Origin of the sequence: Frankia sp. EI5c, assembly GCF_001636565.1 — a bacterium.
GTDB lineage: Bacteria > Actinomycetota > Actinomycetes > Frankiales > Frankiaceae > Parafrankia.
The window spans coordinates 40,553-61,751 of record NZ_LRTK01000001.1; the positions used below are offsets into that span (position 1 = coordinate 40,553).

The 21,199-nt window shown below is 72.2% G+C and carries 16 protein-coding genes and 9 pseudogenes; 20 read left to right on the plus strand and 5 right to left on the minus strand.

Going from position 1 to position 21,199, the window contains the following annotated elements; all coding sequences use genetic code 11:
• Nucleotides 1–197 precede the first annotated feature (197 nt).
• From UG55_RS00170 to UG55_RS30665, 17 genes and pseudogenes are all read left to right on the plus strand, one after another.
• Nucleotides 198–1,214, plus strand: a 1,017-nt coding sequence (locus tag UG55_RS00170; protein WP_242423504.1) for an LLM class flavin-dependent oxidoreductase, incomplete at its 3' end; no start/stop codon positions are given.
• Nucleotides 1,215–1,361: 147 nt separating this feature from the next.
• A complete protein-coding gene (locus tag UG55_RS00175) occupies nucleotides 1,362–2,189 on the plus strand; it encodes a fumarylacetoacetate hydrolase family protein (RefSeq protein ID WP_066060948.1) in 828 nt (275 codons plus the stop codon).
• Nucleotides 2,190–3,936: 1,747 nt separating this feature from the next.
• Nucleotides 3,937–4,013, plus strand: a pseudogene (locus tag UG55_RS30630) (chaperonin); the annotation flags it as partial.
• Nucleotide 4,014: 1 nt separating this feature from the next.
• A pseudogene (locus UG55_RS30635) lies at nucleotides 4,015–4,311 on the plus strand (chaperonin); the annotation flags it as partial.
• A gap of 117 nt (nucleotides 4,312–4,428) precedes the next feature.
• On the plus strand, nucleotides 4,429–4,793 hold a 365-nt coding region (locus UG55_RS45035; protein ID WP_255360395.1), incomplete at its 3' end, for a Rieske 2Fe-2S domain-containing protein.
• 28 nt (nucleotides 4,794–4,821) lie between these two features.
• Nucleotides 4,822–4,984 (plus strand): annotated as a pseudogene (locus UG55_RS30645) (ring-hydroxylating oxygenase subunit alpha); the annotation flags it as partial.
• A 23-nt stretch (nucleotides 4,985–5,007) separates the two neighbouring features.
• Nucleotides 5,008–5,450: pseudogene (locus UG55_RS30655) on the plus strand (ring-hydroxylating oxygenase subunit alpha); the annotation flags it as partial.
• A 1-nt stretch (nucleotide 5,451) separates the two neighbouring features.
• Nucleotides 5,452–5,703: pseudogene (locus tag UG55_RS30660) on the plus strand (ring-hydroxylating oxygenase subunit alpha); the annotation flags it as partial.
• On the plus strand, nucleotides 5,703–6,497 hold the full coding sequence (locus tag UG55_RS00195; protein ID WP_066060961.1) for an SDR family NAD(P)-dependent oxidoreductase: 795 nt from the start codon (nucleotides 5,703–5,705) through the stop codon (nucleotides 6,495–6,497). The pseudogene UG55_RS30660 and the gene UG55_RS00195, both read left to right, overlap by 1 nt.
• A gap of 81 nt (nucleotides 6,498–6,578) precedes the next feature.
• Entirely contained in the window at nucleotides 6,579–6,998 is a 420-nt protein-coding gene (locus tag UG55_RS00200; protein WP_066060964.1) for a VOC family protein, read from the plus strand.
• A gap of 115 nt (nucleotides 6,999–7,113) precedes the next feature.
• Nucleotides 7,114–7,728: an isochorismatase family protein gene (locus UG55_RS00205; protein ID WP_128422797.1), complete on the plus strand. Its 615-nt coding sequence runs from the start codon at nucleotides 7,114–7,116 to the stop codon at nucleotides 7,726–7,728.
• On the plus strand, nucleotides 7,725–8,498 hold the full coding sequence (locus UG55_RS00210) for a class II aldolase/adducin family protein (protein ID WP_083986232.1): 774 nt from the start codon (nucleotides 7,725–7,727) through the stop codon (nucleotides 8,496–8,498). Before UG55_RS00205 ends, UG55_RS00210 begins: the two co-directional genes overlap by 4 nt.
• A complete protein-coding gene (locus UG55_RS00215) occupies nucleotides 8,495–9,433 on the plus strand; it encodes a xanthine dehydrogenase family protein subunit M (protein ID WP_066060968.1) in 939 nt (312 codons plus the stop codon). The genes UG55_RS00210 and UG55_RS00215 overlap by 4 nt, the downstream gene beginning before the upstream one ends.
• Complete coding sequence (locus UG55_RS00220; protein ID WP_083986233.1) at nucleotides 9,430–11,922, plus strand: xanthine dehydrogenase family protein molybdopterin-binding subunit; 2,493 nt, start codon at nucleotides 9,430–9,432, stop codon at nucleotides 11,920–11,922. The genes UG55_RS00215 and UG55_RS00220 overlap by 4 nt, the downstream gene beginning before the upstream one ends.
• The gene (locus tag UG55_RS00225; protein ID WP_066060971.1) at nucleotides 11,919–12,518 is read left to right on the plus strand and encodes a (2Fe-2S)-binding protein; all 600 of its coding nucleotides are present in this window, start codon (nucleotides 11,919–11,921) and stop codon (nucleotides 12,516–12,518) included. The genes UG55_RS00220 and UG55_RS00225 overlap by 4 nt, the downstream gene beginning before the upstream one ends.
• On the plus strand, nucleotides 12,515–14,365 hold a 1,851-nt coding region (locus UG55_RS00230; RefSeq protein WP_242423505.1), incomplete at its 3' end, for a xanthine dehydrogenase family protein molybdopterin-binding subunit. The genes UG55_RS00225 and UG55_RS00230, both read left to right, overlap by 4 nt.
• Before the next feature lies 1 nt (nucleotide 14,366).
• Nucleotides 14,367–14,926, plus strand: a pseudogene (locus UG55_RS30665) (molybdopterin cofactor-binding domain-containing protein); the annotation flags it as partial.
• A gap of 119 nt (nucleotides 14,927–15,045) precedes the next feature.
• Here UG55_RS30665 and UG55_RS00235 read toward each other — a convergent pair.
• Complete coding sequence (locus UG55_RS00235) at nucleotides 15,046–15,603, minus strand: TetR/AcrR family transcriptional regulator (RefSeq protein ID WP_066061298.1); 558 nt, start codon at nucleotides 15,601–15,603, stop codon at nucleotides 15,046–15,048.
• A 279-nt stretch (nucleotides 15,604–15,882) separates the two neighbouring features.
• On the opposite strand from UG55_RS00235, the gene UG55_RS00240 reads away from it, so the two are divergent.
• From UG55_RS00240 to UG55_RS00250, 3 genes are all read left to right on the plus strand, one after another.
• Complete coding sequence (locus UG55_RS00240) at nucleotides 15,883–16,329, plus strand: SRPBCC family protein (protein WP_066060979.1); 447 nt, start codon at nucleotides 15,883–15,885, stop codon at nucleotides 16,327–16,329.
• A gap of 181 nt (nucleotides 16,330–16,510) precedes the next feature.
• On the plus strand, nucleotides 16,511–17,728 hold the full coding sequence (locus UG55_RS00245; protein WP_066061300.1) for an acetyl-CoA C-acetyltransferase: 1,218 nt from the start codon (nucleotides 16,511–16,513) through the stop codon (nucleotides 17,726–17,728).
• 256 nt (nucleotides 17,729–17,984) lie between these two features.
• Nucleotides 17,985–19,247, plus strand: coding sequence for an IS701 family transposase (locus UG55_RS00250; protein ID WP_242423533.1), 1,263 nt, complete (start codon nucleotides 17,985–17,987; stop codon nucleotides 19,245–19,247).
• Here UG55_RS00250 and UG55_RS46460 read toward each other — a convergent pair.
• The 4 genes and pseudogenes from UG55_RS46460 to UG55_RS30675 all read right to left on the minus strand — a co-directional run.
• On the minus strand, nucleotides 19,232–20,042 hold an 811-nt coding region (locus UG55_RS46460), incomplete at its 5' end, for an ABC transporter substrate-binding protein (RefSeq protein ID WP_396230763.1). The genes UG55_RS00250 and UG55_RS46460 overlap by 16 nt on opposite strands.
• 1 nt (nucleotide 20,043) lies before the next feature.
• A pseudogene (locus UG55_RS46465) lies at nucleotides 20,044–20,575 on the minus strand (ABC transporter substrate-binding protein); the annotation flags it as partial.
• 28 nt (nucleotides 20,576–20,603) lie between these two features.
• Nucleotides 20,604–20,832 (minus strand): annotated as a pseudogene (locus UG55_RS30670) (branched-chain amino acid ABC transporter permease); the annotation flags it as partial.
• 1 nt (nucleotide 20,833) lies between these two features.
• Nucleotides 20,834–21,199: pseudogene (locus UG55_RS30675) on the minus strand (branched-chain amino acid ABC transporter permease); the annotation flags it as partial.

Sequence of the window (21,199 nt, forward strand, 5' to 3'; positions counted from 1 at the left end):
TGTGGACAGTATACAGAAATAGGGTCGGGTTGCCAGGAGCGGACCGGCCGCATCCGTGGCCCTGTCAGCCGCCCTGAGGTGTACCGCATTTCCGGGTGCTTCGTCCCGATGCCGCGCCCATCCGCGCGCCGCTTTCCCGTGCGAGCTACGACACCAGCTTCGACAATTGATTTATCCGTGTACAGACGATATGGTTAGTGGAGGTGCCGGTGCTTGCCGGAGTGAACTTCTTCCCGACGGTCTCGCCAGCGGAGAAGTCGGCCGCCCAGTTCTTTGACGAGGCGCTGGACCTGTCGATCCTCGCGGATCGCCTCGGATACTCGTCAGTCAAGATCGTCGAACACTACTTCTACCCGTACGGCGGGTACAGCCCGGATCCCGTGACTTTTCTGGCGGCGGTCGCCGCCAGAACCGAACGTATCCGGCTCATAACTGGCGCGAACATTCCCGCCTTCAACCACCCGATCAAGCTCGCGGGTCAGCTCGCGATGCTCGACAACCTGTCCCACGGGCGGCTCGACGTCGGTTTCGCGCGGGCCTTCCTGCCGGGCGAGTTCGAGGCCTTCGAGGTCGACATGGACACCAGCCGGGCCCGGCACCAGGAAGGCATCGCCGCCGTCCTGAAGCTGTGGACCGAGACCGACGTCGTCTGGAACGGAACCTTTCACCGCTTCGGCCCGGTGAGTATGCTCCCGCTGACCTACCAGCGGCCGCACCCGCCGGTCTTCATCGCGGCGACGTCCACACCGGAAAGTTTCGTGTGGGCCGGCAGCCAGGGCTTCAACCTGATGTTCATCCCCTTCACGTCGACGAACGAGAAGGTGGCCGGGCTGCTCGATCTCTACCGGCAGGCCCGCCTCGACGCGGGCTACCCGGCCGGCTCCGAGCGGATCCAGATGGGAATTCACTGTTTCGTCGACGACGACGGTGACCGGGCCCGGCGCAACGCCGCCGTGTACTACGCCGACTACGTCGACAAGATGGCCGCGACCTGGGAGGCGTACATGGAGCGCAGCCCCGCCCAGTACGCCGGCTACGCCGACATGATCACCGGGATGCGCAAGAAGTCGCTGGCCGAGCTGGAGGACAAGGCCCAGGTCTACGTCGGCACCCCGGCGAACGTGCGCGAGCAGGTCGCCGCGACCTTCGAGTCGTTCGGCGACATCGAACCGTCCATGCAGATCAACTTCGCGGCGACTCCGCTCGCGGACGCCNGGCGCACCCTCGAGCTGTTCGCGGCCGAGGTCATGCCGGCCTTCCCGAGCAGTGCCGCGCAAGCCCCGGTCCCGGTGGCCGCGACCAGCTGACACCGGGCGCTGTCGCCGGGCAACAGACCTGATCACACGACCAGAGGAGTAATCGTGCGCTTGTCCACCGTCCGTCGTCCCGACGGCCAGACCGCCGCCGGTCGCGTCGAGGGCGATGAGATCGTCCTGCTCCCGTTCGCGAGCGTGGGCACTCTGATCGCCTCGGGGCCGGACTGGCGCGAGGCGGCCGCAGCCGCCGGCGAGACCGTCGCGCTCGAGGGCGCAGACCTGGCCCCGCTGGTGCCGGAGCCGCCGAAGATCGTCTGCATGGGCCTCAACTACGCGACCCACCTGCGGGAGATGGGTCGTACGCCACCGACCCACCCCACGCTTTTCGCCAAGTACGCCAGCTCGCTGATCGGCGCGCACGACGACATTGTCATCCCGCCGGTCACCAACGAGGTCGACTGGGAGGGCGAGCTCGCCTTCGTCATCGGCACGAAGGTCCGTTTCGCGGATGCGAAGGCGGCCAGCGAGGCGATCGCCGGATACACCGTGATGAACGACATCACGATGCGCGACTGGCAGTTCCGCACCCTGCAGTTCCTGCAGGGAAAGACCTTCGAGGGCTCGACTCCGCTCGGTCCCGCGCTGGTCACCCCGGACGAGCTCGACAATGCCGACGACCTCGCTCTGCGCACCCTCGTGAACGGTGCGGTCATGCAGAAGTCGCGCACCTCGGACCTGCTGTTCCCGGCGGCCGAGATCGTGCGCTACGTGAGCCAGTTCATGACGCTCGTCCCGGGTGACGTCCTCACCACCGGAACTCCGGGCGGTGTCGGGCACGGCCGCGACCCGAAGGTCTACCTCGCCGACGGCGACGTCGTCACCGTCGAGATCGAGGGTGTGGGCACCACCCAGAACACGATCCGTTCCGCCTGATTTCCCGCCCTTTTCCCGCGCCCTTTTCCGTGGGGTTGGGCAGGGCTGTGCCGGATCGCATCGCGCCCGCCGGCACATCTCCGCGGCGCGCGCCGCGAAGTTATTCGCCAGCGTGACCGCCGGGCCGCGCGCGGTCAGCGTCGCCCGCGTGATCCGGTTACCAGCCGAGGCATTCTGGAACACGAATTCATCCCCCCGAGACCGACGGGACAAGCCGCCGAAACATCGGGGACGGACCATCAAAGTCGCCGGCCGGGCGCCCGGCCGGCGGCACATCGCGAATTCCTGCCGCGTTTCGGGGCGCGGCGGCTCGTGGGTTTCTCGCGGGCCGGTGGAAACCCGCCCCGACCGGCCACCCGCATGAGCGAAGAGCCGGGTTTCGCCAGACCGGTGAGAGGTGCAACGTGCTCGTTCCCAACCAGGCCGCCGACGGCGGCACCCTCACGACTCTGTTCCGCCGCGCCCTCGAGGGCTGCGACGTCCGCCCCGGCGAGACGGTGGCGGTGCTCGGCAACGCCCAGTCCCCGCCGCTCTACGTGGAGACGACGCAGGCCGCCGCGGCCTCCCTGGGCGCGCGGGTCTTCACGGTCATGCTGCCCTCGATCAGCCGGTCCGCCGGCCTCGTCCCCGGAGTGGGTGAGGTGTACGGGCTGACTGGGCTGACCGGACTGCGCCCGGTGGTCGAGGCGCTCAAGGCCGCCGACATGGTGGTCGACCTGTCCATCCTGCTGCATTCGGCGGAGCAGGAGGAGATCCTGGCCGCCGGCACCCGCATGCTCATGATCACCGAGCCGCCGGAGATCCTGGAGCGGCTCTTCCCGACCGACGACCTGCGCCGGCGGGTGGAGTTCAGCACCGCGCTGTTCAAGAGTGCCAGCGAGATCCGGATCACGTCGGACGCCGGCACCGACATCACCATGGGGCTGGGCCAGTTCGGCGCCGGCGGCGGCTGGGGCTTCACCAACGGCCCGGGAACCCACGCGCACCTCAGCGCCGGCCTGGTCGCGGCCTACCCGAACGAGGGCAGCGCCAACGGCCGTTGGGTGATCAACAGTGGTGACATCATCTTCCCCTTCAAGACCTACGTGAACTCGCCGATCACGATCGACGTCGTGGACGGGTTCATCCGCTCGATCGAGGGCCNCGGCGCGGACGCCGAGCTGTACCGCGACTACCTGGAGAGCTGGGGCGACCCCGAGGGCTTCGCGATGTCGCACATCGGCTGGGGGCTCAACGAGAAGGCCCGCTGGAACGCGCTCGCCCTGCTCGACCGCGCCGCCACCCAGGGCATGGACGGCCGCTGCTTCGCCGGGAACGTGCTGTTCTCCACCGGCCCCAACAACGAGGCCGGCGGCAGCCGCTTCACCCTCGCGCACTCCGACGTCCCGGTGCGCGGGTGCAGCGTGTGGCTCGACGACCGGCAGATCCTGGACCACGGCCGGTTCGTGATCGAGGAGCTGCAGGTGGAGACCGGTGCCGCCCGGCTGGGCAGCCCGCTCGTCGCCGCCGTCTGACCGTCCAGTACCCCCAGTCCAGCCCCCAAGCCCGTCCAGCCCCCAAGCCCGTCCAGCCCCAGCCCGTCCAGCCCGTCCGCGTGCCGCCCGCATGGCGGCCCCCGCCGGCACCCGCCCGTCGCCGGCGACCGTCTGGAGGAGAACCAGTGACCACCGAAGCCATTGAGAGCCCGGCCCCGGCCGCGCTGCCCGCCGCCCCGGCGCCGCTGCTCGGGCCGCTGTCGTGGAACCTCGTGTACGTCGACGACCTGGCCACCATGCGGGCGTTCTACGAGGGTGTCCTCGGCCTGCCGGTGAAGAACGCCTCGCCNTACTTCGCCGCGTACCACACCGGGGGCTGCACCCTGGAGCTGATGGCCCGCAAGGACAACGGGCCGTCCAGCGACAGCGAGGCCCGTGGCTGGGAGCGCAACCGGATCCTGATGTCGTTCAAGGTCGAGAACATGACCGGGGTGATCGCCGAGCTGACCCGGCGCGGCGCGACCCTGCTGCACGGCCCCTCGCCCACGGTCTCCGCCGACGGTGTGGCGCCGGAGGGCCAGGTCGCCCAGTTCATCGACCCCGAGGGCAACATCTTCGAGCTCTGCGACGAGCCGCTGTTCTTCTGAGGCGCGAGGCCCGGCTTCCTGAGGAGTGATCACGTGAGCATCAGCGTTCCCGAGCAGGCCTCGGCGGACGGATCGACCCCGACCCGGCACACGCTGCCGACCGCCGCGGGTGCCGCCGTGGCCAACGAGCTCGCCGAGCAGACCCGGGACCAGGTCGACCGGGCCGAGGCGCCGCCGCGCCGGGCCCGGCCCTGGCAGCGCTACCTGGAGGCCGACCTCGGCCTGCGCGAGTACTGGTACCCGGCCGCGCTGTCGGACGTGCTCCCCGAGGGCGGCACCCATGTGGTGAAGATGCTCGGCGAGGAGATCCTGCTCGTCCGCAAGAACGGGAAGCTGTACGCGGTCGAGGACCGCTGCGCCCACCGCGGCACCCGCTTCTCGGAGCGGCCGCTGGTGCTGTCGGAGGACACCATCACGTGCTGGTACCACACGTGGACCTTCGACATGGAGGACGGTGACCTGCGCTGCATCCTGAACGAGCCNGGCAGTGCGCTGGCCGGCAAGACCGGGGTGCGCGCCTACCCGATCGTCGAGGCGAAGGGCCTGATCTTCGTCTACATCGGCGACCAGGAGCCACCGCCGCTGGAGGCCGACGTCCCGGCCAGCTTCCTGGCGCCGGACACGGTGATGCACTACGGCGAGCCGGGCGTCGTGCGGGCGAACTGGCGGCTCGNGCTGGAGAACTCCTTCGACCCNGGCCACCACTTCATCCACAACTGGTCGCCGTACGTCATCGAGTCGGGCTTCCCGATGACCTTCGGCTACGTGGCGAAGAAGGGTGAGGAGGCCGGCGAGGTCACCTACGTCGTCGACGCACCCGGGCCGAAGGGCTTCTCCCGCTGCACGGCGACGACCGAGCTCATCTTCTCCGCGGTCATCCCGGGCAAGAACGGCCGCCCGGACACCACCTACACCGCCCCCGCCGCGGTCGGGAAGACCCGCGAGGAACTGGTGGAGGCGTTCCTGGCGATGCCCCCGATCGAGGTCGGGATCTGGCTGCCCTCGTGCAACGAGACGGTGAACTTCCCGTCCAACATGATCACGTTCGACTGGCTGGTGCCGATCGACGAGAACACCACCCGCTCCTTCATGTTCGGCGCGAAGGCCTGCGCCACCGAGGAGGAGGCCGAGGCCTGGCGNGGCGAGACCGGCCGGGTCGAGTGGTACGTGCCCACCGTCGAGAAGTTCCTCATCGACGACAACAAGGCCCGGGAGAGCATGCAGACGTTCTACGAGAAGGAGAACGGCTGGGACCGGGAGCGGCTCTACCGGCCCGACCTGGAGATCACGATGTTCCGCAAGTTCTTCAGCGAGCACGCCCGGGACATCCAGACACCGGACAAGCTGATCAAGCCGCGCAGCCGGCGCAACCCGACCCGGGGGCGGTCCTGATGGCGGCCGGCGAGGCGGCGGTGCCGCTGCCCGGCGCGCTGCTGGCGGGCAAGGTGGCTCTCGTCGTCGGCGGCACCCAGGGCATCGGCATCGGGATCGCCCGCGCCTTCCTCGGTGCCGGGGCGAAGGTGGTCGTCGCCGGCCGGGACAAGGCGCGCATGGACGCGGTGGTCGAGGACCTCACCGCCGTCGCCGGGCCGGGGCACGTCACCGGCATCCAGGTGGACGTCCTGGACGTCCCCGCGAACACCGCGGTCGTCGAGGCGACCGTGGCGCACTTCGGGGCGCTGGACATCCTGGTCACGGTCGCCGGGGTGTTCCGTCCCGCGGAGCTGGTCGAGGTCACCGAGGAGGACTTCGACGCCCAGATGGACCTCAACCTCAAGGGCACCTTCTTCGGGGTGCAGGCGGCCGCCCGGTACTTCCTGGCGGACGGCCGCCCAGGAAAGATCATCACCGTGAGCTCGGTCGCCGGCCGGCGGGCCTTCCCCGGTTCGTCGGTGTACGGGGCGAGCAAGGCGGCCGTCGAGCATCTGACCAAGGTGTTCGCCGGTGAGCTGGCTCCGCACGGGATCAACGTGAACTGCCTGGTGCCGGGCAGCATCCAGACGCCGACGAACTGGCTGCTGAACCGGCCGGGCGCGGCGGAGGAGTCGGCGGCCGGGACCCCGGCCCGCCGCAACGGCCTGCTCGTCGACATGGGGGCCGCCGCGGTCTACCTCGCCTCGGGCGCGGCCGACTTCGTCCACGGCGCGGCGCTCGTCGTCGACGGCGGGGTCGCGGCGGTCGGCTGACCGCCGTCCCGCGGCGCCCTCGCGGACGTTCGGTGCCTCTTCTCCCTCCCCGCCCGCATTCCACGAAGGAGGCCACGCGCCATGCCACTCGGAGCGATCAGCTGGAACCTCGTGTGGACCCACGACATCGGTCCCATGACCGCCTGGTACCGCGACGGTCTCGGCCTGAAGGTCCTGGCGACCACCGACCAGTCCACGGTGTTCGACACCGGGCCGTGCATCCTGGTGCTCATCGGCCGGCACGACAACGGCCCGTCGGGCAACCCGCCGCTGAAGGGCTGGGAGCGCAACCAGGTCCTGTTCACCTTCAAGGTCGATGACATGGAGGCGGAGCTCGCCGAACTCGCCGAGCGCGGGGTCGAGCCGGTCCACGTCGCCCCGGTCGTCATCGACGGCGTCGACACCCCGCGCTGGCGGGTCGCCCAGCTCATGGACCCCGAAGGCAACATCGTCGAGCTGTGTGACGAACCCGTCCGCTGGCATCCCCACATCCATGCCTGACCGGACGGCCGTCCCGGCAGGCCCGGCCGTCCCGTCAGGCGGGGCCGGCGTGTCGCCGGACAGTGCGGCGCTCGCCGAGCTCGAGACGCTGCGCGCGCGGTTCGCGGCGTCCGGCATGGTCGGCCGGATCGGCTGGGGCCAGCGGCCGGCGGTCGTCGTGGTGGACCTGATCCGCGGCTTCACCGACCCGGCGTCACCGCTGGGCGGTGACCTCACCCCGGTCGTCGAAGCGACCGGGGAGCTGGTCGCGGCGGCCCGGCGGGCGGGGGTGCCGGTGTACTGGGCGGAAGTCGCCTACGCCCCGGACCTCAGCGACGCAGGGGTCTGGCCGCTCAAGATCAGCGCTCAGCGGCTGCTGGTCGAGGGCGGCGAGTGGACCCGGCTCGACGCCCGGCTGGACCGCCGGCCCGAGGAGGCCCGGGTGGTCAAGAAGCACGCTTCCGCCTTCCTCGGCACCGACCTGGCCGCCCGGCTGCGCCGCGCCGGCGTCGACACCATCCTGGTGGCCGGCTGCACGACCAGCGGCTGTGTGCGGGCCACGGTGGTGGACGGCTGCGGGCTCGGGTTCCGCCCGATCATCGTGCGGGAGGCGGTCGGCGACCGGGCGCCGCTGGTGCACGAGGTCAGCCTGTTCGACCTGGACGCCAAATACGGCGACGTGGAGGGGCTGGCCGGGGTCCTCGACACGCTGGCGCCGGCGCGCACCGACCGAGCCCGGGGCGCGGCATGAGCGTGCCGGGCAGCGCGCCGCCCCGGAACGGGACGGTGGCGCCGGGCGGAATCCTGAACGTCGGAAGGACCGCGGGGGTCGCGACCGCGTGCCGGGTGCTGGCCGCGGACGGGCAGGACCACTTCTGCTTCGGCCACGTCAGCGCCCGCTCGGCTGACGGAGGCGTGTTCGTCAAGGCGGTCGGCCCCTCGCTGGCGCGGGTCACCGCGGCCGAGGTCGCCGAGATCGGCCCGGACGGGGCACTGCGGACCCCCGGCCTGCGCCTGCACGAGGAGACCGCGCTGCACCACGGGATCTACGCGCGCCGGCCCGACGTCGGGGCCGTCGTGCACACCCATCCGCTGGCGGTGCAGAGCGCGACGACGCTCGGGCCGCCGGCCGGCGGTGTGTACAGCCAGGACGAGGTGCCGTTCGCCGCCGGCCTCGCCTGGTACGACGACCCGGCGCTGGTCGCCGACCCCGCCCGCGCCGCGGCGTTCGCCGCCTGCCTCGGCGGCGCCCGCGGCGCGCTGCTGCGGGCGCACGGGCTGGTGACCGTCGGCGCGGATCTCGCCGAGGCCACCGCGCTGGCCCTGCTGCTGCACCGGGCGGTCTCGGTGCGGCTGGCGGCGATGGCGGTGGGAAGCCCGCGGCCGCTCCCGCCCGCGGCCCTCGACGGCCTGTGGAGCGCCTTCGAAGCCGGCCACCGCGGCCGGATGACCGCCATCTGGGCGGACGCCTGCGCCGGCATCGGCGCCGACGCGGGCGACGGTATCGGGGAGGTTCGTTGACCACGGTCAGTGCGCTCGTTGATTCCGCGGCGTCCACCGCTTCGCCCGGGGCCGCCGCGCCGGCTGTCACCCGCTGGGTCCATCCGACCTGCCTCGACGAGGCGCTCGCCGAGCTGGCGGTGCCGGGCAGCGTGCCGGCGGCCGGCTGCACCCAGCTCGCCTTCGCGCTGGCCGACCCGCGCCGCCGGCCGGCCCGGCTCGTCGCCCTCGGCGGCGTCCCCGAACTGTCCGCCATCCAGCGGATGAACTGGGCGGACGGCCGGGGAACGATCGTGCTGGGCGGCGCGGTCACCCACGCCCGCGTCGCCGCCGACCCCGACCTGTGCGCGGCCGTGCCGGTACTCGCCGACGTCTTCTCCCGGGTCGGGAACGTGCGGGTGCGTTCCGTCGCCACCGTCGGCGGTGTCCTGGCCGGCGCCGTCTACGCGTGGGATCCGCCGACGGTGCTGCGGGCGCTCGGGGCGAAGGTGCGTCTCGACGGCCCGAACGGGCGGCGCACGGTGGCCCTCGACGACTTCTACCCGGCGCCGGGCGTCACCGCGATCGCGGCGGGGGAGCTGCTCACCTCGGTGGAGATCGACGTCCCGCCGCCGCGCACGGTGGGCCGCTATCTGACGCTGAAGACCCGGTCGGCCGAGGACTCCTCGGCGCTCGGCGTGGCGGCGGTGCTCGGCTTCGACCCGTCCGGGGTGTGCGTGCGGGCCCGGCTCGCCCTCGGCAGCGCCACCGCGACCCCGGTGGGCTTCGCGGACCTCGACGGCCTGCTGCTCGGCGAGGGCCCCGGCTCCAGCTCGGCGAAGGCCGTCGCCGACGGCTACGCCGACCGGGTGAGCTGCGTCGACGACCTGCGTGCCAGCGCTTCCTACCGGGTCGAGATGGTGCGGGTCTATGTGCGCCGGGCCATCCTGGCCGCCTACGAGGCGGGTGCGGCGTGAACGACCCGCGGACGAAGGTCGCCGGCGGGCTGCCCATGCTCGGTGACCTCTCGGATGTCGGCCCGGGGCTGCTGCACGCCCGGCTGCTCACCGCGACCGTCCCGCACGCCCGGCTCGCCGTGGACACCTCGGCGGCGCGCGCCGTGCCCGGGGTCGCCGCGGTCTTCTCCGGCCGGGAGCTGGAGGCGGTGCTCGGTGGACGTCCGCTGCGCTTCGGCCCGGTGCTGCGCGACCAGCCGCCGCTCGCCGTGGAGCGGGTGCGCTACGCCGGTGAGCCGGTGGCGGTCGCGCTCGCCACGGATCCCGACGACGCCGACGAGGCGCTGCGCCACGTGACGGTCACCTACGATCCGCTGCCGCTGGTCGTGGACCCGGCGGCCGCACTCGACCTGCCGCCGTCCGGCGCGGTGCTGCACCCGCGGGAGTCGGCCGGGTCGGCGGCGTTCCCCGAGATCCGGCTGCGCCGCGAGGCCGGTACGAATCTGATCAACCACTTCGTCATTCGCAAGGGTGACGCCCCGGGCGCGCTCGCGCGCGCCGACCACGTCTTCACCGACACGTTCACGACCGCGGCGATGCACCACGGGGCGCTGGAGAACCACGTCGCGATCGCGGTACCCGACGCCGAGCGGCTGGTGGTGTGGTCGGCCACGCAGACGCCGTACAAGGTGCGGGTGCAGCTCGCCGAGCTGCTCGACCTGCCGCTCGACCGGGTGGCGGTGCGCACCCTGTACCTGGGCGGGGCCTTCGGCGCGAAGTGCTACGCGAAGATCGAGCCGCTGGCCGCCTGCCTCGCCCGGGCGCTGGACCGCCCCGTCCGGGTCTGCCTCGACCGGGCTCAGACCTTCACCACCGTCACCCGGCACGCCACCCGCGCCACGGTCGAGACCGGCGTGCGCTCTGACGGACGCATCACCGCCCGCCACGTCACCGCCTGGTTCGACGCCGGCGCCTACGCCGACATCAGCCCGCGGGTGATCAAGAACGGTGCCTACGGGTACGGCGGGCCGTACGACATCGACGACATGTGGGTCGACGTGTACGCCGTGTACACCAACCGCCCACCGGCCGGGGCGTTCCGCGGCTACGCGTCACCGCAGGCCGCGTTCGCCTACGAGGGGCAGACCGAGCTGATCGCCCGCCGCCTCGGCCTGGATCCGGGCCGCGTGCGCCGGGTGAACGCGCTGCGCGACGGCGGGCGCAACGTCACCGGCGAGACCGTCACCGACTGCCACTACGAGACCCTCCTGGACGTCGCGGAGAGGGCCTTCCCCGACGTCGCGGGCAGCGCGCCGCCGCAGCCGTTCGCGGACCCGGAGCCGTTCGGGGACCCGCAGCCGTTCGGGGACCCGCAGCCGTTCGGGGACCCGGAGCCGTTCGGGGACACCGTCGTGCGCGGCCGGGGCGTGGCGCTCACGGTCAAGGGCACCAACACCCCCTCGGTGTCGCAGGCCGCGGTCCTGCTGAACCGGGACGGCAGTGTGCAGGTGCTGACCAGCACCGTCGAGATGGGCCAGGGCGCCCACCTGGCGCTGGCCCGGCTCGCCGCCGAGGCCCTCGGCATCGACGAGCGGATGGTGTCCGTCAGCCTGCCTGACACCGATGTCACCCCCTACGACCAGCAGACCAGCTCGTCGCGGTCGACGATCGCGATGGGCGGCGCCGTCCGCGACGCCTGCGCGAACCTGCTCGACCTGATGGCCCGGCTCGCCGCCGACCACTGCGGGGTTCCGGTCGAGCAGGCGCGCGCCGGCGGCGGCCGGGTACGGGTCGGCGGTGGCCGGGATGACGCGGCGGCGGCGAGCTTCGGCTACGGCGAACTGGTCACCGTGCTGCGCGCGGGCCAGCTCCGCTGCGAAGGTGCGTACGCGTCGCAGGGCAGCCTCGACCACGAGACCGGGCAGGGCATCGCCTCGTCCCGCTGGCACCAGGCGAGCGGTACCGCCGAGGTCGCCGTCGACCTGGAGACCGGTCAGGTCCGCGTCCTGCGCTACCACGCGGCGGTGTGGGCGGGCCGGGTCGTCAACCCGGTCGAGGCGCGTATGCAGGTCGAGGGGGCGGTGATCCTCGGCCTCGGCTCCGCCCTCGGCGAGGAGCTCGGCCTCGACCCGGACGGCGGGCAGGCCCAGCGCGGTCTCCTCGACTACCGGCTGCCCGCGCTGACCGACCTCCCCGAGATCACTGTCGACCTGCTCGGCGGGCCGGACGACGAGATCTACGGGCTGGGGGAGACCGCCGTGCCGCCCGTGGCCCCCGCGGTCGCCGCCGCGGTGGCGGACGCGACCGGCGTCGTCATCACCGACCTGCCGCTGCGCCCCGAACGGGTGCTCGCCGCCCTGCGCGCCCATCGCGGGTTCGCGCTGGCCACGGTCGGTGCGCCCCAGCCGGCGGCCCCGCCGGGCGGGGCCGGCCGCCGCGGCCTCCATGAGCGCCGCACGCGCAACGCGCCCGACAGGCAGGACGACAAGCAGGAAAGGATCTCGCGATGACGGAGCACGACGACCCGCGGCTGCCGGTGCGCCTGGTCGTGAACGACGACGAGGTCGAGGTCCGCCCGCGTGGTCACCACACCCTGCTCGACGTGCTGCGCCGCGAGCTCGACCTGTTCGGGGCCCGGCCCGGCTGCACGGCCGGTGCCTGCGGATCGTGCACGGTGCTGGTCGACGGCGCGCCGGCGAGCTCCTGCCTGCTGCCCGCGCACGTGGTCGGCGGCCGTCCGGTGCGCACCGTCGAAGGGCTCGCCGGGCCGGGGGAGCTGCACCCGGTGCAGCAGGCCTTCATCGACCACACCGCGTTCCAGTGCTCCTACTGCACCCCCGGGTTCATCCTGACCGCGGTGGCGCTGCTCGACCGGGAGCCGGACGCCTCACGGGAGCGGATCCGCGCCGAGCTGGCCGGCAACCTGTGCCGCTGCGGCAGCTACGTCAAGATCATGGACGCGGTGCTCGACGCCCGTGACCGGATGCGCGGGTACCACGACGACGGCACCCCCTACGCGGGTGTGTCAACCGCGGGTGCGTCGGCCGTGGGTGCCTCGGCGGGCCGGTCCGGCGATTCCCGCGAGCCGCGGGCGGCGCTCGCATGACCCCCAAGGCGAGCACCACGCCCCGTCGCCCGGAGAGCCAGCAGACCGGGGTGAAGGCGGTGGGCCGGCGGGTGCCCGTCGGCGACGCCCGGGACCGTACCGTCGGGCGCTACCCGTTCGTCATCGACCGGGTACCGGCTGGCTGCCTGCACGCGGTGCTGGTGCGCAGCCCGCACGCGCATGCCGAGATCCGCGCGGTCGACACTACCGCCGCGCGGGCGAGGCCGGGTGTCGTCGCGGTCGTCACCGGCGAGGACCTGCGACGCTGGGCCGCGCTGCCGGACGGGCCGTTCCCCTACTACGGCCCCGTCCTGCCCGACCGGCCCGTGCTGGCGATCGGCCGGGTCCGCTTCGCCGGCGAGCCCGTCGCCGCGGTCATCGCCCGGGACGTCGACACCGCCCGGGAGGCCGCCGCCGCCGTCACCGTCGACTACGACGTGCTGCCGGCGGTCTTCACCCCGGATGCCGCGATGGCCCCCGACGCGCCCGTCCTGCACGACCACGTGCCGACGCGGGACGTGATGACCTTCCCCGACCTCGTCCTGCACACCGAGGACGGCGGGAACGTCTGCAACCACTTCCGGCTGCGCCGCGGTGACGTCGACGCCGGGTTCGCCGCGTCCGACCACATCCTGGAACACGAGTTCCGCACCCCGCAGCAGCAGCACGTGCCGCTGGAACCGCACGTCACCATCGCGACGGTGCGCGGCGACGCGGTCGACGTCTGGACGTCGGCCGCCTCGCCGTTCACCGTGCGCAGCCAGGTCGCCGAGAACCTGCGGCTGCCCGAGAGCAAGGTGCGGGTGCGGGTGCTCAACGTGGGCGGGGCCTACGGGGCGAAGACCTACCCGCGGCTGGAACCGCTGGTCGCGGTGCTCGCCTGGGTGGTGCGGGGGCGGCCGGTGCGGGTCGAGCTGACCCGGGCCGAGGAGTTCGCCACCGTGGCCCGGCACAGCTCGGTGGTGCGCATCCGCACCGGCTTCCGCGCCGACGGCACCCTGCTCGCCCGCCGCGTCGAGGTGCTGTGGGGCGCCGGCGCCTACGCCGACATCTCCCCGCGGACCATCAAGAACGGCGGCTACAGCGCCGCCGGGCCGTACGACATCCCGAACGTGTCGATCGACTCCTATGCCGTGTACACGAACACCACCCCGTCGGGCGGGTTCCGCGGGTACGCCATCCCGCAGGTGGCCTGGGCGTACGAGAACCACACCGACCTCATCGCCGAGCATCTCCAGCTCGACCCGACCGAGCTGCGCCGCCGCGTCCTGCTGCGCCCGGGTGACGCCTTCGCCACCGGCCAGCGCATCGAGGACTTCCACCTCGCCGCGCTGATGGAGACCGCCTGCGACCGGATCGGCTGGAAGCCCGGCCCGGCCGCGTCCCGGCGGGTCGTGGTCGCGCCCGGCGTGGTGCGCGGCAAGGGAGTCGCGACCATCCTGAAGACGACGGTGACGCCGTCGACGTCCACGGTGGCGCTGAAGCTGGACGAGGAGGCCAACCTCACCGTCATCTGCTCCACCGTGGAGATCGGCCAGGGCGCCCGGACGGTGCTCGCGCAGCTCGCCGCCGACGCGACCGGCGTGCCGCTCGACCGGGTGCACGTGACCTACCCGGACTCCGCCGTCACCGCCTGGGACCAGACGACCAGCTCGTCCCGCTCGACGTTGATGATGGGCGTGGCGGTCGAACGGGCCGGCGCGCGCCTGCGCGGCGAGCTCGCCCGCCAGGCGGGTTCGCTGCTGGGCGTGCCGCCCGCCACGGTGGACGTACGCGCCGACCGGGTCCGCTGTGACCTCGGTGTGGGCCTCAGCTACGCCGAACTGCTCGCGCGGACGAAGCTCGGCNGGCTCACCGTCTCCGAGGTGCACGCCAGCGACGGCGGCCTCGACCCCGAGACCGGCCAGGGCATCGTGACCCCGCACTTCTACCACGCCGCGGCGGCCGCCGAGGTCGAGGTCGACCTGGAGACCGGCGCCGTGCGGGTCGTCGACCTGCATGTCGAGTCGTACGCCGGGCGGGTCGTGCACCCCACCTTCGCCGAGCTGCAGTGCGAGGGGAACGTGGCGTTCGGGGTCGGGCAGGCGATGTCCGAGGCGATGGTCTGGGGTGGCGAGTCGGGCGCGCTGCTCAACGACAGCCTGCTCGACTACCGGATCCCCTCGGTCCGTGACCTGCCGGAGACCTTCTCCATCGGGCTGACCGAAGACCCGGCCGGCCCGGACGGCGCCCGCATCCACGGGGTGGGGGAGACCGGGTCGCCCGCCGTGCCCGCCGCGATCGGCAACGCCGTCGCCGAAGCCCTCGGTGGGCGCATCCACGAGCTTCCGCTGCACCCCGAACGGGTCTGGGCGATCGCGCGGCAGGCACAGATCTCCGGGAGCGGCCACGGTGGTGCTCGGCCCTGATCGGCGGTGATCCGCCGGGCCGGATTGGCCATATGCGGGGCGGGCACGGTTGTTCCGTCCACCGGAGCCGCGGAAGGTGCTGGTCACGGCAGCGGGCCGGGGTCGGCGGGGCATCGGCGTCAGCCCGGCGGGTCGGGCGGTGTGGCGGGGTGTCCGAAGGCGGCGAGCATCTGTTCCATCGCCAGATCGACGCCGTCGCGGTCACCGGTGGCCAGCAGGTCCAGCAGGAGGCCGCGGGTGACCGCGAGCGCGAGGCGGGCCTGCGTCCGCGCGGCCGCGGGCGGGTGCCCGTCGCGGACGAGTAGATCGCTCATCGGGCCGAGCCAGTCCTCGACGACGCCGTCCAGCAGGGGCTGGGCGTAGGCGCGGCCCTGGAGCGCCTGGCCGTAGATCTCGAAGAACAGGCGCTCGAACGGCGCCAGCTCCGGCTCGCTGAGCTGCCGCCACATCCGGCGCCCCAGCTCGGCCGCGGACGCCGCGGGTTCGCGCCGCATCTCGGCGAACGCGGCGCGCTGACGTTCCTCCATCGCCCGCACGACCTCGACGAGGAGGCCGTCCCGGGAGCCGAAATGGTAGATGAGCATGCGATGGCTGGTGCCCAGGGCGGCCGCCAGCTGTCGCAGACTGACCTCGCCGACTCCGTGCTCGGCGACGTGCGCGATGACGTCCGCCAGCAGGCGCTGTCGCGCGCCGTCGGGTGGGCCGCCCGGCGCGCCGGCGCTGCCCGGTCCGCTCGCGCTGCCCGGCCCACCCAGCTCGCCATCCGGCGGGTTCTCGACCGGGCTCGGGCTTCTCGCCGGGCTCCTCGCCGGGCTCTTCGTCGGCTTCTCCGCCGGCCTGTCCGACAGCTGACCTTGCGACGTCATGTACCAGATGGTACATGTACCACCTGGTACAGATTGCGGCTGGCCATCCGGCCGCGCGCGCGACGTCCGCTGCTCTCAGGGAGGCACCCCGTGTACTACGAGACCTCGGTGACCATCGACGCCCCGGCCGACGAGGTCTGGGCCGTGATGCGGGATGTCCGGCGCTGGCCCGCCTGGACGCCGACGATGACCGCCGTCGACACGGCCGACGACGAGCTGCGCGACGGCAGCGTCGCGCGGATCCGGCAGCCCCGGCTGCCGGTGGCCGAGTGGACCGTTACCGACCTGGTCGCCGGCGAGGGCTTCTCCTGGATCAGCAGGGCCACCGGCATGACCACGGTCGCCGACCACCGCATCTCGCCCGCCCCGGCCGGCAACCAGGTCACCGTGCGGCTGAGCCTGCGCCAGTCCGGGCCGCTGGCGCCGGTGGTCGGCCTCCTCATGGGACGGCTGGTCCGCCGCTACGTCGACACCGAGGCCCAGGGCCTGCGGGCGCACTGTGAGGAGCGGGTTCGCGCCGATCGGCGCGGAGCCTGAAGCGATCCGCCCGCCGACGGTCCCGCCGCGGATCGGTACATGGGATCGGTACATGAATGCCACGGCGGGGCTGGGCGCGGCGCTGTCGGGCACCTGACGGCCTTGGGTTGACGCTCGGCCGGCGGTGCGGGAGGGTGTTCCCAACCTAAGCAAGCGCTTAGTAGTTAGGGAGCGGATGTCGATGCCGGAAGCCGTGATCGTTTCGACCGCCCGCTCGCCGATCGGCCGCGCGGTAAAGGGTTCCCTGAAATCCATGCGGCCGGATGACCTCACCGTGCAGATGGTGCGGGCCGCATTGTCGAAGGTGCCCGAGCTCGATCCGGCCGAGATCGACGACCTGGTTCTCGGCTGCGGGCAGCCGGCGGGAGAGGCCGGCAACAATCTGGGCCGCGCGGTCGCGGTGCTTGCCGGTCTGGACCATCTGCCCGGTACGACGGTGAACCGCTACTGCTCCTCCAGCCTGCAGAGCACCCGGATGGCGTTCCACGCGATCAAGGCGGGGGAGGGCGACGCGTTCATCTCCGCCGGCGTCGAGACGGTGAGCCGCTACTTCAAGGGCAACGCCGACAACCTGCCCGACACCCGGAACCCGGTGTTCGCCGAGGCGCAGGCCCGTACCGAGAAGTTCGCCTCCGGTGGCCAGACCTGGGTCGACCCGCGCACCGAGGGCTGGCTGCCCGACCTCTATATCGCGATGGGGCAGACCGCCGAGAACGTCGCCCAGCTCCGGGGGGTCACCCGGGCTGACCAGGACGCGTTCGGCGTGCGCAGCCAGAACCGCGCGGAGAAGGCGATCGCGGACGGCTTCTGGGCGCGTGACATCACCCCGGTCACCCTTCCCGACGACACGCTGGTCACCAAGGACGACGGGCCGCGCCCGGGCGTCACCCTGGAGGCGGTCGCCGCACTGAAGCCGGTGTTCCGCCCCGACGGCACCGTCACGGCTGGAAACTGCTGCCCGCTCAACGACGGTGCCGCCGCGGTGGTCGTCATGTCCGACACCAGGGCCAGGGAGCTGGGTATCACGCCGCTGGCCCGGATCGTCTCCACCGCCGTCACCGGTCTCTCCCCGGAAATCATGGGTCTCGGCCCGGTCGAAGCCTCGAAGCGGGCGCTGGCCCGGGCCGGCCTCACCATCGATGACATCGATCTGGTCGAGATCAACGAGGCTTTCGCGGTGCAGGTGATCGCCTCCGCCCGGGAACTCGGCATCGACGAGGACAGGCTGAACGTGAACGGCGGCGCAATCGCGGTCGGCCACCCCTTCGGGATGACCGGTGCCCGGATCACGAGCACACTGATCAACTCCCTGCGGTTCCACGACAAGCAGTTCGGTCTGGAAACCATGTGCGTCGGCGGCGGGCAGGGCATGGCGATGGTCATCGAACGACTGAGCTGAACTCAGCGGCCGAACTGGGGGGCTGGCCTTAGGCGCGTCGATTTCCGTCAGCGGGAGGCGCTCCGTCCTGCTGCCGGCAGGAGGAGAAATTGGCCCATTTACAGCGGCTCGTGCCCGACGGCCACCTGGGGTCGGCGCCGTGAGGCCGGAGGAAATGGAACGGGTCCGCCCGGTCGTCGAGGCCTTCGCCGAGCAGATGCTGGGTGGGCTGCGGCGACGTGACCAGNGTGCGAAGGGTGAGCTGTATCTGCGCGGCCTGCTGCTTGACGGCAGGCGCAAGTCGATGCGGCCGATGGCCGACCGGCTCGCGGTGGACCACCAGTGCCTGCAGCAGTTCATCACCAGCTCCACCTGGGACCACAGCGAGGTCCGGCGGCGGTTGACCGGGTGGGCGACCGGGTTCGTGGACCCGGTCGCGCTGGTCGTGGACGACAGCGGCTTCGCCAAGGATGGTCCGGCCTCGCCGGGGGTGGCCCGCATGTACTCCGAGGGCCTGGGCCGGGTCGGCAACTGCCAGATCGGCGTGTCCGTGCACGCCGCGGCCGACTGGGCCTCGGCAGCTCTGAACTGGCGGCTGTTCCTGCCGCCGTCGTGGGATGACGCCGTCCTCGACGATCCTGATCAGATGGCCGCGGCCCGCCTCCGGCGGGCGCGGGCCGCGATCCCGGACGACCAGCGTCATCAGGAGACCTGGCGGCAGGCCCTGGAAATGCTCGACGAGCTGCGCGGGTGGGGGATGCCGGTGCGCCCCGTCGTGGCCGACACCGGCTACGGTGACGTCGCCGCGTTCCGGCGGGGGCTGACCGAGCGGGGCGTCCCGTATCTGCTGGCGGTGACGCCGACCCTGCTCGCCCACCCGGTGGAACCCGGCCCCGCCGCTGGGCCGTACTCGGCTGGTGGTCAGTACTCGGCTGGTGGTCAGTACTCGTACGAGCCGCCGCGGGATCTCAGGTCCCTGCTCATGACGACCGGCCGGTCCGTCGGCCGGTACCTGACCCTGCGTGGCGGGCAGCGGATGAGCGCGGCCGGCCCGGAGGGCCTCAGGTGGTCGCACTTCCTCGCCCTGCGGATCCGGGTCGCCGGCCGCGGCGGTTGCCGCCTGCCCGACCGGAGTCCGCCGGAATGCTGGCTGCTGGCCGAATGGCCGCCCGGCGCGGCCGAGCCCCGCGAGTACTGGTTGTCCACCCTGCCGGCGGACGTCCCACTGCCTGACCTGGTTCGGCTCGCCAGGGCCCGCCGGCGGATCGAGGAGGACTACGGCGAGCTCACCGGCCGCCTCGGCCTCGACCATTTCGAGGGACGTTCCTGGACGGGCTGGCACCGCCACGTCACCCTCGTCAGCACGGCCCAGGCGATCTGCACCCGGCTGCGGGGCGAGCCGAAGGTGCTCCGGCGCCCGGCCACCAGATCCGGTGCGGTGGGGTGGAGCGCCTCGGGGCGGGTCGCCCCGGGGAGGGCCGCTCGGCGGGCGGTTCACCCGCCGAGCGGCCCCGGAGACGTTTCTCAGCTACGGACGTAGGCGGCCACGGTCGGCCCCTCGTAGTTGTCCGCGATGCCCTCGGTGCTGCCCGGAGCTCCAGGCTTCGGGCGGGCGAGGAAGCTCTGCCGGGACGGGGACTCACCAGGCTTGGAGAAGTCCAGCTCGCCGGTCACTCCATCGGTCTTGGCCGGGCTGATGGCGGCCTTGGCGGCGAGCACACCCGCCGGGGTGAGGTCGCCGTCGGCGCACGCCCGCTCCAGGATCAGATCCATGATCTTCGAGGACGCGTAGCCGGTGACGACGCTGTTCGACGGCTCGACGTTCGGGAACTTCGCCTTGTACGCCTTCAGCAGCTCAGCCGCCGGCGGGCGGCCGACACCCACGTTCGGGCCGACGAGGTAGAAGTTCTCGACCAGGGCGTCGCGAGCCGGGGTGTCGAGCAGTGTCGGGAAGAAGGTGGGGGCGTTGCCCAGCACCGGGACATTGAGCCCGGCTCCCTTCGCCGCTCCGGCGACGCCGGCCGTCTGGCTGGGCTGGGTGGTGGCGATGATCACCGAAACCTTCTCGGCGGCGAGCGCGGTGACCCGGGAGGTCATATCCGGCTCGGCCGCGCCGATCCGCTGCTCGACGACGGTCAGCCCGTTCTCCTGGGCGAAGAACTTGCTGCCTTCGAGTGCGTTGTTGCCGTACTCGCTGTCATGGAAGATGTGGCCGATCTTGTCACCCTTCTTGATCAGCCCCTTCTCGAGCAGGTAGTCGAGGCCGTTGATGGTCTCGACGTCGTAGGTGGCCCCGGGGACCGCGTAGTTCTCGCTGGCCGCGAGGTTCTTCGCCNAGGCGACCGGAATGCCGATGAGGCCGTCCTTCTCGAGCTCGGGAATGAGCGTCGTCGCCATCGGCGAACCGAGAACCTGGACGAAGCCGAGGACGTCGCCGGAGATCTCGGAGTACTGCGAGACCGCGGTCTGGACGTTGTACCCGTGGTCCTTGATCTCGAGCTCGACCTGGTACTGGCCGCAGACGCCCTTGTCGGCGTTCACCTGGTCCCAGTAGATCCGCTGGCCCTCGGTGACGTCCTTGCCGCTGGCCGCGTTCAGACCGGTGAAGTCGGTCAGTACGCCTAACGTGATCGTGTTGCCCTTGATGCCCGCCCCGGTCTTGACCGCTCCCCGGGAGGCGTCCGCCGGCGGCGTTTCCTTCTCGTCGGCCTTCGTGCTGCACGCCGCGGTCGCGACGAGCGCCGCGGCCGCGGCGAGCGCCACGGCCGGGCGCAGCAGCCCGCGGTGCCGGATTCTGGTGCCCTGCATCCTGGTCCCTCTCGTTCTCATGGTGTCTGTCGAAAACGTGCGTGAAAATCCGCCCAGCATGCTGGGTCAGCGGGTGGAGAGCTCGTGGTCAGGTTGGTTCCCGTGCGACGGCGCGTTTCCTGCGCCCAGGCCGCAGGTTGTGGGCGATACCGGCCAGGCCGGCGGGCCAGAAAATGATGACCAGAATCACGGCCGCGCCATATGCGTAGCGAGCGGCCTCAGAATAGCTCACCCCACCGGTTCCGGGTTCGGAAAGACCCGGAATCGACTCGGCGTACTGCCCGAGCACGTAGGGCAGCGCGGTGACGAACGCCGCCNCGACACAGGCACCGCCCACCGAGCCGAGCCCGCCCAGCACGATCATCGCCAGGTACTGGATCGAGATGTCCACTGCGAACGACTCGGGGGCCACACTGCCGATGGCCAGTGCGAACAACACGCCGGAAAGGCCCGCGTACATCGACGAGAGCAGGAACGCCCGGGCCCGGTAGGCGGTGACGTTCACACCGTTCACCGAGGCCGCGATCTCGCTGTCCCGCACGGCCCGCAGGGCCCGGCCGGGACGTCCGTTCAACGTCGCCCGGGCGAACAGGTAGCAGCCGACCGCGAGGACGAGCCCGAGATACCAGAGCCGCTCGAACTTCTCGAACTCGACGTTGAGCACATAGAGGTCGGGGTCGCTGT

Excerpts from the sequence above, each read along its gene's own strand:
- UG55_RS00245 (WP_066061300.1), top strand. The coding sequence starts at position 16,511 with ATGCCGGAAGCCGTGATCGTTTCGACCGCCCGCTCGCCGATCGGCCGC.
- UG55_RS00200 (WP_066060964.1), top strand. The coding sequence starts at position 6,579 with ATGCCACTCGGAGCGATCAGCTGGAACCTCGTGTGGACCCACGACATC.
- UG55_RS00205 (WP_128422797.1), top strand. The coding sequence starts at position 7,114 with ATGGTCGGCCGGATCGGCTGGGGCCAGCGGCCGGCGGTCGTCGTGGTG.
- UG55_RS00225 (WP_066060971.1), top strand. The coding sequence starts at position 11,919 with ATGACGGAGCACGACGACCCGCGGCTGCCGGTGCGCCTGGTCGTGAAC.
- UG55_RS00195 (WP_066060961.1), top strand. The coding sequence starts at position 5,703 with ATGGCGGCCGGCGAGGCGGCGGTGCCGCTGCCCGGCGCGCTGCTGGCG.
- UG55_RS00210 (WP_083986232.1), top strand. The coding sequence starts at position 7,725 with ATGAGCGTGCCGGGCAGCGCGCCGCCCCGGAACGGGACGGTGGCGCCG.